Below are 13,356 nucleotides of genomic sequence, written 5' to 3'. Positions count from 1 at the left end.
GTTGACGCCGGAGACGCCGCAGCTTCCGCCCAGCATTCCCGAGCAGCCGGCCAGCCCGCCGCCGGCGCCGGCCCCCGCCCCGCCCGAGGCGCCGCCGCGCCAGGATCCGGAGCCGCGCCCGGTGCCGCCGACCGCCAATCGCCAGCACCCCGAGAACAGCTACGGCAAGAGCGAGCCGCAGGACCCGCCGCCCGAAACCCAGCGCTGAGGCCGGGCCATGCCCGCCAGCCGTCCGCTCTGGCGCGGCACCTTGCGGCTGGCGCTCGTCTCCTGCCCGGTGGCGCTGCTGCCGGCCCGGCACGAGCGCAACAATCTGCATTTCCACCTGATCAATCCGAAGACCGGCAACCGGGTGCGCATGCAGCCGGTCGATTCCGGCACCGACCGCGCCGTCGAGCGTGGCGACCTGGTGCGCGGCTATGAGCGCGACAAGGGCGAGCATGTGCTGCTGGGCGAGGAGGATTTCGACGCCGTCCGCGTCGAGACCAGCCGCAACCTGGTGATCGGCAAATGCGTCCCCGCCGCGGCCATCGGCCCGCTGCATTACGATGCCGGCTACTACCTGGTGCCGGATGGCGAGGACGAGGCCGAGGTCTATGCCGTGCTGCGCCAGGCGCTGGCCGAGAGCGGGCTGGTGGCGCTGTCGCGGCTGGTGCTGTTCCGCCGCGAGCGCGCCGTCGCGCTGCGCCCCGAGGGCGCCGGCATCCTGCTGCAGACTCTGCTCGAGGAAGGCGACCTGCATGCCGCGGAGGAAGCCTTCGCCGAGGTGCCGACCGCGAAGCCGGACCGGTCGCTGGTGAAGCTGGCGCGGCAGATCGTCGAGGAGAAGCAGGGCGACTACGACCCCGCCGATGCCGAGGACCGCTACGAGGCGCGGCTGCGCGCGGTGATCGCCGCCAAGGCCAAGGGCCAGGAGCCGGCGCCGGAGCCGGAGGCGCCGCGCGAGGACAATGTCATCGACCTGATGACCGCGCTGCGCCGCAGCCTGAAGGGCGGCAAGGCGGCCCCGGCGAAGGCCCCCACGAAAGCCAAGGCCCCCGCGAAAGCCAAGGCGCCCGCTGAACCCAAGGCTTCGGCGAAAACCAGGCCGAAAGCCGCGGCGAAACCGCCGCGCAAGGCAGCCCGGCGCGCCTGAAGCGCTGCCGGCCGGGAACGATCCGCGGCTTAGCGCGTTGTTTCTCCCAGACGCCGCACCGGCGGGGCCATTCCCCCGCGCCGCGGCCTGACAGGAGGCAAGGATGAACAAGATGAGCACACCCGAGACTCTGGTCGCCGCCGCCGATGGCATCGAGCCGGCGGCGCTGCGCCATCTCAGCGCCTATCTGCACGACAGCCACATCGGCTACGACCAGGGGCGCCGGCTGACCTCGGACCGCTTCCTGCGCATCGAATTCGCCGAGCTCGCCGAGAAGCGCGAGCGCATGGCGCAGGAGGTCGACGGGCTGCTGCGGCAGAAGGGCGAGGCGCCGCGCAAGGGCGGCAGCACGCTGGGCGCCGCGCACCGCGTCTTCCTCGACCTGAAGGGCAGCCTGTTCGGCCAGGGCCGCGCCCGGGTCCTGCGCGAGGTGGTCCGCGGCGAGGGCGCGCTGGAGGACGCCTTCGACGAGGCGCTGGATGCCGAGCTGCCGACCGAGGCGCGCCAGCTGCTGCAGCGCCAGCACCGCCAGGTGCGCGCCACCCGCGACCGCTATGCCGCCATGCTGGACGAGGGCGAGAACGAGGTGGCCGAGCAGCTGCCGGCGACCCTCGGCACCGGCTTCATCGCCCGCTTCAACCGGCTGACCCAGCCGGTGGTGGCCAATCCGATCCTGTCGGCGGTGGCGGTGACGGCGGTCTCGGTGCTGACCGCCCGGCTGCTGCGCGGCAGCCTGCGCCGCTACTGATCCTGCCGCTCGGCGAAGACGCGACAGGCCGGAGGGGGCGACCCCTCCGGCCTTTTCCATGTCTGCGCCCCGCCGCGATCAGCGCAGCAGGTGCATCGAGAACATCTGGCCGGCATCGGTCCAGCAGGCCTCGCTCTCCCACCCCGCCGCGCGCGCCATCTCGAGGAAGGCGCCGCGGGCATGCTTGTAGCTGCTCTCGGTGTGGATGGTCTCGCCGGCGGCGAAGCGGATCGGCTGGCCGGCCACCGGCACCGACTGCGCCGCGCGGCTGCACAGATGCATCTCCATCCGGCTATGCGCCGCGTTCCAGCGCGCCTCGTGGCGGAAGCCGTCCATGTCGAAGCCGGCCGCCGCCTCGCGGTTCAGCCGGCGCAGCAGGTTCAGGTTGAAGGCGGCGGTGACGCCGGCGGCATCGTCATAGGCCGGCACCAGGATCGCCGGATCCTTCGGCAGGTCGACGCCGACCAGGAAGCGCGCCCCCTGCCCCAGGCTCTGCCGCGCCGCGGCCAGGAAGGCGATGGCGGCCGGGCGGTCGAGATTGCCGATGGTCGAGCCGGGGAAGAAGCCCAGCAGCGGCGTCTGCAGCGGCGGCAGCGCGACCGGCTCCATGAAGTTGCCGACGATCGGGTGCAGCGCGATCTGCGGGAAGCGCTGGCGCATCGCCTGCACGGTGCCGTCGACGGCGACCTCGGCGATGTCGAGCGGCGCATAGGCGGCCGGCTTCTCCAGCGCCGCCAGCAGCAGCGCCGCCTTGGTCACCGAGCCGGCGCCGTATTCCACCACCGAGGCGCCCGGGCCGATGAGGGAGGCAAGCTCCGGCCCGATCCGCTCCAGCAAGGCGAGCTCGGTGCGGGTGACGTAGTATTCCGGCAGGGTGGTGATGGCGTCGAACAGCCGGCAGCCCTCGGGGTCGTAGAGCAGATGCGGCGGCAGCGTCTTGCGCGGCGCCGTCAGCCCCTCCAGCGCGGTCTGGGCGATGACGGGATCGAAGGCGCTGAGCGCGGCCTGCGCCAGCTTCAGGGTCGGGTGCATCGGTCTCAGGCCTCCGCGGCCAGGCGCAGGCCGGTGAACTGCCAGCGCTTGTCCGGATGAAAGAAATTGCGATAGGTCAGCCGCGCATGGCCGGGCGGCGTCGCCAGCGAGCCGCCGCGCAGCACCATGGTGTTGATCATGAACTTGCCGTTGTACTCGCCGACCGCGCCCTCGGCGGTGCGGAAGCCCGGATAGGGACGGTAGGCGCAGCCGGTCCATTCCCAGACGAAGCGGCCGGCATCCTCGATCTGGCCGCGGCGCGCCGCGGTCTCCCACTCGGCCTCGGTCGGCAGCCGCTTGCCGGCCCAGCGGGCGAAGGCATCGGCCTCGTACCAGCTGACATGCCGCACCGGCGCCGCGGGATCGAGCGGCCGCAGCCCGCCGGGGGTGAAAAGCTGCCAGGGCGCGTCGTCGGCGTCGCGCTGCCAGTATTCCGGCGTCTGCCAGCCGGCGGCCTGGGCGACGCCCCAGCCCTCCGACATCCACAGCAGCGGCTGGCGGTAGCCGCCATCGGCGATGAATTCCAGCCATTCGCCGTTGCTGACCAGCCCGTCGGCGATGCGGAAGGGGGCGACCAGCACGTCGTGGCAGGGCCGCTCGTTGTCGAAGGCGAAGCCGGTCTCCAGCGCGCCGATGCGGGTGATGCCGCCTTCCAGCGATTTCAGCATGCGGCCGCCCAGGGCCGGCGGCTCCTGCCAGTCCGGGGCCAGCGCCGGCTTCATCGGGTGGAAGGAGAAGGCGTGCAGCAGGTCGGTGACCAGCAGCTCCTGGTGCTGCTGCTCGTGCTGCAGGCCGAGCTCGACCAGCTCGGCCGCCGCGGGCGCCAGATCGCCGGCCAGCAGCCGCGCCATGCCGGCATCGACATGGGCGCGATAGCCGCCGACCTCGGCCGCCGAGGGCCGGGTCAGCAGGCCGCGATGGACGCGCGCATGCCGCGGCCCGGCCTGCTCGTAATAGGAGTTGAACAGATAGGCGAAGAGCGGGTCGAAGGGCTCGTAGCCCGGCAGATGCGGCCGCAGCAGGAACTGCTCGAAGAACCAGCTGGTATGGGCGCGGTGCCACTTGGTCGGGCTGGCATCCGGCATCGACTGCACGCACTGGTCCGCCTCGGTCAGCGGCGCGGCCAATCGCTCGGTGAAGCGGCGGGTGGCGGCGAAGCGGTCGGCCAGGGCGGCCGGCGCGGCCGCCGGGTCGCCGAGGGGGATGCCAGGAAAATCCTCCTGCGGAACCAGCCTCAGCATGGGCGCGCGGCCAGCGCGGGCCTCCGGTGGCGACATGGCATGGGCAGGCCCTTCCTGTGGCGGCTTTTGAACCCGGCCAACGCGCGCCCGCGCGGCGAAGTTAGCCACGCTGCCGCTGCACGGATGCGTGCGGAATGGTCCGGCCGGGCTTCGCTCACCTTCCGTGAAAGCCAGGCCCGAGACGCAACCTTGGCGGAATCGCAGCGTTGGCCCGGCAGACTCCCTCCCCGGTGGTGGGCTGCATCCCGTGGCGGCGACACCGCCGCGCGCCGCCCCGCCATGCCGGAGCGGGGCATGGGCCCGGACCCTCCCCGGTCCGGTCCCTCCCTGGTCCGGTTCCTCTGGCCTGGGTCCCGAAGCAGTCCCGCTGGCCGACCCATGGCTGACAAGAACCCCTCGGCGAAAAGGATCCGTCCCCCTTGCCCGACGTCGCTCCCCCGCACGCCATCTACCACCTGAACCCGCTGGCAGCCGGGCCGCTGGACGGATGGCCGGCGCAGCTCGAGCGGATCGCCGGGCTGGGCTTCGACGCCATCTGCCTGGCATCGCCCTTCGCCACCGCCGAAGGGTTGCAGGCGCTGCTGCGCGACCCCGGCCGGCTGCATGCCGCGCTGGGCGGCGGTGACGCCCTGGCCGGGCTGCGCCGCATCGCCGAGGCCGGCCGCGCCGCCGGCCTGGCCACCCTGCTAGACTGGGCGCCGCTGCGGCTGGCCCGCGACGCCGTGCCGCTGCGCCAGCGCGGCGAATGGCAGCAGGCGCAAGCGGGCCTGCCGCCCGACCCGCGCCGGCCGGCCGGGATGGAGGCCGCCGCCCGCCTGGCCAGCCCGCTGCCGGAGGGCCTGGGCCTGTGGTGGCAGGAGCAGCTGGCCGCCTGGGCCGGGGCCGGCATCGCCGGCTTCCGCTGCCTCGACCCCGGCGCGGCGCCGCCGGGCTTCCTGGCGCGGCGCATCGCGGCGCTGCGCGAGCGGCATCCCGGGCTTGTCTTCATCGCCTGGACGCCGGGCTCCGGCCCGGCCGGGCTGCAGGGGGCGGGCTTCGACCTGGTCGCCCCCTCGCTGCCTTGGTGGGATTTCTCGGCCGGCTGGTGGTCGGAGGAAACCGCGCGGCTGGCGGCCATCGCGCCGCTGGTGATGGCGCCGGAAGACCCCTTCGGGCCGCGGCTGGCGGCGCGCCACACCGACCGCAAGCTGGCGCGGCGCGAGGCACGCCGGGCGCTGGATTTCGCCGCCGCCACCGGACGGTCCTGGCTGATGCCGATGGGCTTCGAGTTCGGCGCCCTGCACCGGGCCGGCGCCGGGACGCAGCAGGCCGCGCAGTTCGCCGCCCTGGCGGCGTCGCCGCGGCTGGACCTGACCGAGGCGGTCCGCGCCGCCAATGCGCAGCGCGCCGCCGACCCGCTGCTGCGCAGCGCCGCGCCGCCGCGCCGGCTGTCGGCGCCGGGCGCCCCGCTGGCCATCCTGCGCGAGGCCGCGGCCGGCCGGACGCTGATCGTCACCAATGCCTCGCTGCTGCGGCCGGCGCGGGTTTCCGCCGGCCAGGCGCTGGGGCTGCTCGACCGCCCGGGGGCGCTGCCGCCCGACACCCTGACCCAAGGGGGGCTGGCGCTCGGCCCCGGAGAGACGCGCTGCATGACCATCCTGGAAGCCGCCCCGGTGCAGGCGCCGCTGCCTGCCGATGCCGCCTCCGTGGCCGCCGCCACCGCGGCGCCGCGCATCGCCATCGAGGCGGTGAAGCCCGCCGTCGATGATGGCCGCTTCGCCGTCAAGCGCGCGGTCGGCCAGGCGGTCGAGGTCACCGCCGACATCTTCACCGATGGCCATGGCAAGCTCGCCGCCCGGCTGCTCTGGCGGCCCGTCGACGAGGCGGCCTGGCGCGTCGCGCCGATGGCGCACAAGGTCAACGACATCTGGGTGGCGCATTTCCTGCCCGAGCGGGTCGGCCGACATGTCTATGCCGTCGAGGCCTGGGTCGATCATTTCGAGGAATTCCGCGACGAGATCGGCAAGAAGCAGGCCGCCGGCGTGCCGGTGTCGCTGGAGCGGCGCGAGGGGCTGGCGCAGCTCGAGGCCGCGCTGACGGCGCTGAAGGGCGATCGCCGCGCGGCGCTGCAGGGCCTGATCGACACGCTGCCGGGGCTGGCCGATGCCGAGGCGGTCGAGACCTTCCTATCGGTCCCGCTGCGCGACCTGATGCGCGAGGCGGATGCCAAGCCGCACCGGCTGCAGACGCCGGACTATCCGCTGGATGCCGAGCGCCGCGCCGCCGGCTTCTCCGCCTGGTACGAGATCTTCCCCCGCTCGCAGAGCGGCGACGCGCACCGCCACGGCACTTTCGACGACGTCATCAAGACGCTGCCGCGGGTCAAGGCGATGGGCTTCGACGTGCTGTACTTCCCGCCGATCCATCCGATCGGCAAGAAGAACCGCAAGGGCCCCAACAACACGCTGACGCCGTCGGAGACCGATCCCGGCAGCCCCTATGCCATCGGCAGCGCCGAGGGCGGGCATGACGCGCTGCATCCCGAGCTCGGCTCCTTCGAGGATTTCCGCCGGCTGATCGGCGCCGCCGCCGAGCAGGGGCTGGAGCTGGCGCTGGACTTCGCCATCCAGTGCTCGCCCGACCATCCCTGGCTGCGCGAGCATCCCGAATGGTTCACCTGGCGGCCGGATGGCAGCATCCGCTACGCCGAGAACCCGCCGAAGAAATACGAGGACATCGTCAACGTCGAGTTCTACGCGCCGGGCGCCGTCCCCGCGCTGTGGCTGGCGCTGCGCGACGCGGTGCTGTTCTGGGTGCAGCACGGCATCCGGCTGTTCCGCGTCGACAACCCGCACACCAAGCCGCTGCCCTTCTGGGAATGGATGATCGGCGAGGTGCGCGCCCGCGCCCCCGACGCGGTGTTCCTGTCGGAAGCCTTCACCCGGCCGAAGGTGATGTATCGCCTGGCCAAGGTCGGCTTCTCGCAAAGCTACACCTACTTCACCTGGCGGAACTCGGCCTGGGAGATGCGCGAATACCTGGAGGAGCTGAACAGGGCGCCGGTCAGCGACTTCTTCCGCCCGCATTTCTTCGTCAACACGCCCGACATCAACCCGGTCTTCCTGCAGACCACCGGCCGGCCGGGCCATCTGATCCGCGCGGGGCTGGCGGCGACGCTGTCCGGGCTGTGGGGCGTCTATAACGGCTTCGAGCTTTGCGAGGCGCAGCCGCTGGCCCCGGGCAAGGAAGAATATCTCGACAGCGAGAAATACGAGATCCGCGTCTGGGACTATGACCGGCCCGGCAACATCATCCCCGAGATCACGATGCTGAACCGCCTCCGCCAGGAGAATCCGGCGCTGCACACGCATCTCGGCACCACCTTCCTCCGCAGCAACCACGATGGCATCCTGGCCTTCGTCAAGACCACGGCGGAGGGCGAGAACACGGTGCTGGTGGCGATCTCGATGGACCCGAACCAGCCGCTGGAGACGCATCTGGAGCTGCCGCCCGGCGGCCCCTTCCGCGCCGAGAACCTGGTCGCGGGCGGCGAGGAACGCTGGGAGGGCACGCACCGCCCGCTCCGCCTCGACCCGCACGCGATGCCCTTCGCCATCTGGCGCCTCAGCGCCGCCGACAAGGCCTGATCCATGACGCGCAAGATGAAGGCCGACCCGGCCGCCACCACCACGACCGCCGCCACCATGACGCTGCCGAATGCGGGCGATCCGCTCTGGTACAAGGATGCGGTGATCTACCAGCTGCACATCAAGTCGTTCTTCGATTCGAACGACGATGGCGTGGGCGACCTGCCCGGGCTGATCGCCAAGCTGGACTATATCCAGACGCTGGGCGTCGACGTGGTCTGGCTGCTGCCCTTCTACCCCTCGCCGCGCCGCGACGACGGCTATGACATCGCCGAATACAAGGCGGTGCATCCGGAATACGGGTCGCTGGCCGATATCCGCCGCTTCATCCAGGCTGCCCATGGCCGCGGCATCCGCGTGGTGACGGAGCTGGTGATCAACCACACCTCCGACCAGCACCCCTGGTTCCAGCGGGCGCGGAAGGCGAAGCCCGGCTCGGCGCATCGCGACTTCTATGTCTGGTCGGACACCGACAAGAAGTATGACGGCACCCGCATCATCTTCCTCGACACCGAGAAGTCGAACTGGACCTGGGACGCCGAGGCCGGCGCCTATTTCTGGCACCGCTTCTACAGCCACCAGCCGGACCTCAACTTCGACAATCCGCAGGTGCTGAAGGAGGTGCTGTCCGTCATGCGCTTCTGGATCGATGCCGGCGTCGACGGGCTGCGGCTGGACGCGATCCCCTACCTGATCGAGCGCGACGGGACGAACAACGAGAATCTTCCTGAGACCCATGTGGTGCTCAAGAAAATCCGCGCCGCCCTCGACGCGCATGCACCAGGAAAAATGCTGCTGGCCGAGGCCAACCAGTGGCCGGAGGACACCCAGCAGTATTTCGGCGATGGCGACGAATGCCACATGTCCTTCCACTTCCCGCTGATGCCGCGCATGTACATGGCGATGGCGCAGGAGGACCGCTTCCCGATCACCGACATCCTGCGGCAGACCCCGGAAATTCCGGAGAACTGCCAATGGGCCATCTTCCTGCGCAACCATGACGAGCTGACCCTGGAGATGGTCACCGACAAGGAGCGCGACTATCTCTGGAACACCTATGCCGCCGACAAGCGGGCGCGCATCAACCTCGGCATCCGCCGCCGCCTGGCGCCGCTGCTGGAGCATGACCGCCGCCGCATCGAGCTGATGAATTCCCTGCTGTTGTCGATGCCGGGGACGCCGGTGCTGTATTACGGCGACGAGATCGGCATGGGCGACAACATCCATCTCGGCGACCGCGACGGCGTGCGCACGCCGATGCAATGGTCGCCCGACCGCAATGGCGGCTTCAGCCGCGCCAACCCGGCCAGCCTGGTGCTGCCGGCGATCATGGACCCGGTCTATGGCTTCCAGGCGGTCAATGTCGAGGCGCAGTCGGCCGACCCGCATTCGCTCTTGAACTGGACCCGGCGCATGCTGGCGGTGCGCAAGCGCCACCAGTCCTTCGGCCGCGGCAGCTTCGGCTATCTCTATCCGGGCAACCGCAAGATCCTGGCCTATCTGCGCGAGCATGAGGGCGAGACCATCCTCTGCGTCTGCAACCTGTCGCGCACCGCCCAGGCGGTGGAGCTCGACCTCGCCCAATTCGCCGGCCGCGTGCCGGTGGAGCTGGTCGGCGGCTCGACCTTCCCGCCGATCGGCCAGCTGACCTATCTGCTGACCCTGCCGCCCTATGGCTTCTATTGGTTCCTCCTGGCAACCGAGGCCGCAATGCCCAGCTGGCACACCCCCGTCTCCGAGGCGATGTCGGAGCTCTCGACGCTGGTGCTGCGCGGGGGCCTGGCCGATGTGCTGGCCGCCGCACCCCGCCGGGTCATCGAGCACGACGCCCTGCCGCAATACCTGGCCCGCCGCCGCTGGTTCGCCGGCAAGGACGGGCCGCCGGCCAACCCGCATCTGGCCTTCGCCGAGGCCCTGGCCGACACCACCGTCGAGGTGCTGCTGGCCGAGGTCGAGGTGGCCGAGGGCGATGGCCGCGCCCGCTACCTGCTGCCGCTGGGCATCGCCTGGGAGGATGAGGCGGGCAGCAGCGCCCTGCCGCAGCAGCTGGCGCTGGCCCGCGTCCGCCGCGGCCGCCGGGTCGGCGTGCTGACCGACGCCTTCGCCCTCGACGCGCTGCCCACCGGCGTGCTGAAGGGGCTGGCGGAAAGCGCGGTGATGCCGCTGTCGGAAGGCGAGATCCGCTTCCTGCCGACCTCGCATTTCGACGCTGCCGCCATTCCGGCGGATGCGGAGATCCGCCGGCTGTCGGCCGAGCAGTCCAACTCGTCGCTGATCATCGGCGACCAGGCGGTGCTGAAGCTGGTCCGCCGCGTCACCGAGGGCATCAGCCCCGAGACGGAGATGACCCGCCACCTGACCGAGCGCGGCTTCGGCCAGACCGCGCCGCTGCTGGGCGAGGTGGTGCGGGTGACGCCGGATGGCGTGCCGCGCACCCTGGTCGTGGTGCAGGGCTTCGTCCGCAACCAGGGCGACGGCTGGGGCTGGACCACCGACTTCCTGCACCGGAGCATCGGCGAGCTGGCGGTGGCCGACGCCGCCCCCGAGGAGCAGGCGAATGTCTTCGGCGGCTATGCCGTCTTCGCCTCGGCCCTTGGCCGGCGCCTGGCGGAGATGCATGCGGTGCTGGCCGAGGACAGCGACGACGCTGCCTTCTCGCCGGAGCCCGCGACGGCCAAGGAGACCAAGGCCTGGGCCCGTGGCGCCAGGACGCAGCTGGAGGCGGCGCTGAAGGCGCTGGGCAACCAGCGCGACTATGCGAGCCCCGCCGATGCCGAAGCCGCGGCGACGCTGCTGGCCAACAAGGCGGCGCTGTCGGCGGCCATCGACCGGCTGGCCGCGGCCGGCGAGGGCGCGCTGCAGACCCGCATCCATGGCGACTTCCATCTCGGCCAGGTGCTGGTGGTGCAGGGCGATGCCTGCATCATCGACTTCGAGGGCGAGCCGGCCAAGTCGCTGGACCAGCGCCGCGCCAAGTCGTCGCCGCTGCGCGACGTGGCCGGGCTGCTGCGCTCCTTCGACTATGCCGTGGCCAGCATCCGCCCCGAGCATGAGCTGACCCCGGGCGAGGCGGCGGCCGAGCGGCATGCCACCTTGCTGGAGGAGTTCCGCGCCCATGCCGGCGGCGCCTTCCTCGAGGCCTATCGCGCCGTGCATGCCGAGACGCCGCGCCCCTGGGTGACCGGCGCGGCGGAGGCGGCGCTGCTCGAGCTGTTCCTGCTGGAGAAGGCGGCCTACGAGATCTGCTACGAGGCCGCCAACCGGCCGAGCTGGCTGCCGATCCCGCTGCATGGCCTGGCGCGGCTGGCCCATACCATCCTGGGCGACAGCCCGTCCGCGAAGGAGTGACGAGGCATGGCCAATCCGAACCAGCCGGCCATCCCGCCGCCCCTGAAGCTGGCGCCCGCGACCCTGCCGCCGGAGGCGGTGGCGGCGCTGGTGGAGGGGCGTCACGGCGACCCCTTCGCCCTGCTCGGGCCGCAGCCGGGGCCTGACGGCGGCACCTGGCTGCGGGTGCTGCTGCCGGGGGCCAAGGCGGTGGCCGCGGTCACCGATGCCGGCGTCGCGCCGCTGGGGCAGACCCATGCCGCCGGGCTGTTCGAAGGCGCCCTGCCCGGGGCCGCCGCCTACACCCTGCGCATCGACTGGGGCGATGGCGCGGTGCAGGAGACGGCCGATGCCTATGGCTTCGGCCCGCTGCTGGGCGAGCTCGACCTGCATCTGCTGGGCGAGGGCGCGCATCGCGACATCGGCCGCACGCTGGGCGCGCATCCGATGCAGGTCGAGGGCGTCGAGGGCACCCGCTTCGCGATCTGGGCGCCGAATGCCCGGCGCGTCTCGGTGGTCGGCGACTTCAATGGCTGGGACGGGCGGCGCAACCCGATGCGGCTGCGCCACGGCCCCGGCATCTGGGAAATCTTCCTGCCCGGCATCGGCCCGGGCACGCTGTACAAATACGAGGTGCTCGACCCGAACGGCGCGGTGCTGCCGCTGAAGGCCGACCCCTTCGCCTGGCAGGCGGAGGTGGCGCCGGCCACCGGCTCGATCGTCGCCGACACGGCCGGCTTCCGCCCGCCGGCGCCGCTGCCGGCGCCCGCTGCCGCCGCGGCCAGCCAGCCGATTTCCGTCTACGAGGTGCATGCCGGGTCCTGGATGCGCGGCGACGGCAATCGCGAGCTGTCCTGGGAGGAGCTCGGCGACCGGCTGATCCCCTATGTCGCCGGCATGGGCTTCTCCCATGTCGAGTTCCTGCCGGTGATGGTGCATCCCTTCGGCGGGTCCTGGGGCTACCAGCCGCTCGGGCAATACGCGCCGCAGGCGGCGCTCGGCCCGCCCGAGCATTTCGCCCGGCTGGTGGAGCGTTTCCACGAGGCGGGGATCGGCGTCATCCTCGACTGGGTGCCGGCGCATTTCCCGACCGACAGCCATGGCCTGGCCCGCTTCGACGGCACCGCGCTCTACGAGCATGCCGATCCGCGCGAGGGCTTCCACCAGGACTGGAACACGCTGATCTTCAACCTGGGCCGGCGGGAGGTGCGCAACTTCCTGATCGGCAGCGCCCTGCACTGGCTGGAGACCTATGGCGTCGATGCGCTGCGCGTCGATGCCGTGGCCTCGATGCTGTACCGCGACTACAGCCGCAAGCACGATGAATGGGTGCCCAACATCCATGGCGGCCGCGAGAACCTGGAGAGCATCTCCTTCCTGCAGGAGCTGTCGGCGATCATCGAGGAGCGCTGCCCCGGCAAGCTGCTGATCGCCGAGGAGAGCACCGCCTTCCCCGGCGTCACACGGCGCGCCGCCGAAGGGGGCCTCGGCTTCGACTTCAAGTGGAACATGGGGTGGATGCACGACACCCTGCACTATATCGAGATGGCGCCGATCTTCCGGCAGTTCCACCATGACGGCATCGCCTTTGGCCTGGTCTATGCCTTCTCCGAGCGCTTCATGCTGCCGATCAGCCATGACGAGGTGGTGCACGGCAAGGGCTCGCTGATCGGCAAGATGCCGGGCGACGAGTGGCAGAAATTCGCCAATCTGCGCGCCTATCTCGGCTTCATGTGGACCCATCCGGGCAAGAAGCTGCTGTTCATGGGCTGCGAGATCGCCCAGCACCGGGAATGGAACCACGACCGCTCGCTGGACTGGCACCTGCTGGACCAGGCGCCGCATGCCGGCATCCAGCGGCTGGTGCGCGACCTCAACCGCCTCTACCGCGACATCCCGGCGCTGCATGCCCGTGATTGCGACGAGGGCGGCTTCCGCTGGGTCGTGCTCGACGACCGCCAGAACAGCGTTTTTGCCTATCTGCGCCTGGGGCCGGACGGCACCGCGCCGGCGCTGGTCATCTGCAACATGACGCCGGTGCTGCGCCAGGGCTATCGCGTCGGCGTGCCGCTGGGCGGGTCCTGGAAAGAAATCTTCAACTCGGACGCGGCCATCTATGGTGGCGCCAACAACGGCAATGGCGGCATGGTGCATGCGGCCGGGACGGCCTCGCATGGGCTGGCGGATGCGCTCGACCTGCAGCTGCCCGGCCTGTCCACGATCGTGCTGACCCCGATGGAGGGCTGA

The 13,356-nt window shown here is 71.4% G+C and carries 7 protein-coding genes and 1 pseudogene; 6 read left to right on the top strand and 2 right to left on the bottom strand.

What is annotated here, in order from left to right:
* The 3 genes and pseudogenes from GVN67_RS11690 to GVN67_RS11680 form a co-directional block, all read left to right on the top strand.
* Positions 1–208: pseudogene (locus tag GVN67_RS11690) on the top strand (hypothetical protein); the annotation flags it as partial.
* 9 nt (positions 209–217) lie between these two features.
* Positions 218–1,135, top strand: a complete 918-nt coding sequence (locus tag GVN67_RS11685; RefSeq protein ID WP_159996028.1) for a Ku protein — start codon at positions 218–220, stop codon at positions 1,133–1,135.
* Positions 1,136–1,247: 112 nt separating this feature from the next.
* Entirely contained in the window at positions 1,248–1,883 is a 636-nt protein-coding gene (locus GVN67_RS11680) for a PA2169 family four-helix-bundle protein (protein ID WP_159996026.1), read from the top strand.
* A gap of 78 nt (positions 1,884–1,961) precedes the next feature.
* On the opposite strand, the gene egtD is transcribed toward GVN67_RS11680, so the two are convergent.
* Both egtD and egtB read right to left on the bottom strand, forming a co-directional pair.
* Complete coding sequence (gene egtD / locus GVN67_RS29680; RefSeq protein WP_200845233.1) at positions 1,962–2,915, bottom strand: L-histidine N(alpha)-methyltransferase; 954 nt, start codon at positions 2,913–2,915, stop codon at positions 1,962–1,964.
* Between the two features lie 5 nt (positions 2,916–2,920).
* Positions 2,921–4,156: an ergothioneine biosynthesis protein EgtB gene (egtB, locus tag GVN67_RS29675; RefSeq protein WP_200845232.1), complete on the bottom strand. Its 1,236-nt coding sequence runs from the start codon at positions 4,154–4,156 to the stop codon at positions 2,921–2,923.
* Between the two features lie 419 nt (positions 4,157–4,575).
* On the opposite strand from egtB, the gene GVN67_RS11670 reads away from it, so the two are divergent.
* Genes GVN67_RS11670 through glgB form a run of 3 tightly spaced genes read left to right on the top strand, consistent with a single transcriptional unit; the run spans position 4,576 to position 13,356 of the window.
* The gene (locus GVN67_RS11670) at positions 4,576–7,782 is read left to right on the top strand and encodes an alpha-1,4-glucan--maltose-1-phosphate maltosyltransferase (protein ID WP_159996024.1); all 3,207 of its coding nucleotides are present in this window, start codon (positions 4,576–4,578) and stop codon (positions 7,780–7,782) included.
* A gap of 57 nt (positions 7,783–7,839) precedes the next feature.
* Positions 7,840–11,130, top strand: a complete 3,291-nt coding sequence (gene treS / locus GVN67_RS11665) for a maltose alpha-D-glucosyltransferase (RefSeq protein ID WP_159996032.1) — start codon at positions 7,840–7,842, stop codon at positions 11,128–11,130.
* 6 nt (positions 11,131–11,136) lie between these two features.
* Positions 11,137–13,356, top strand: a complete 2,220-nt coding sequence (glgB, locus tag GVN67_RS11660) for a 1,4-alpha-glucan branching protein GlgB (RefSeq protein WP_159996022.1) — start codon at positions 11,137–11,139, stop codon at positions 13,354–13,356.

Origin of the sequence: Roseomonas sp. 18066 (genome assembly GCF_902706185.1) — a bacterium.
Taxonomy (GTDB): Bacteria; Pseudomonadota; Alphaproteobacteria; order Acetobacterales; family Acetobacteraceae; genus Pseudoroseomonas.
Note: the sequence above shows the minus strand (reverse complement) of the source record. Positions and strands in the feature narration are given on the sequence as shown.

Excerpts from the sequence above, each read along its gene's own strand:
- egtD (WP_200845233.1), bottom strand. The coding sequence starts at position 2,915 with ATGCACCCGACCCTGAAGCTGGCGCAGGCCGCGCTCAGCGCCTTCGAT.
- treS (WP_159996032.1), top strand. The coding sequence starts at position 7,840 with ATGACGCTGCCGAATGCGGGCGATCCGCTCTGGTACAAGGATGCGGTG.
- GVN67_RS11685 (WP_159996028.1), top strand. The coding sequence starts at position 218 with ATGCCCGCCAGCCGTCCGCTCTGGCGCGGCACCTTGCGGCTGGCGCTC.
- GVN67_RS11680 (WP_159996026.1), top strand. The coding sequence starts at position 1,248 with ATGAGCACACCCGAGACTCTGGTCGCCGCCGCCGATGGCATCGAGCCG.
- egtB (WP_200845232.1), bottom strand. The coding sequence starts at position 4,156 with ATGCTGAGGCTGGTTCCGCAGGAGGATTTTCCTGGCATCCCCCTCGGC.
- glgB (WP_159996022.1), top strand. The coding sequence starts at position 11,137 with ATGGCCAATCCGAACCAGCCGGCCATCCCGCCGCCCCTGAAGCTGGCG.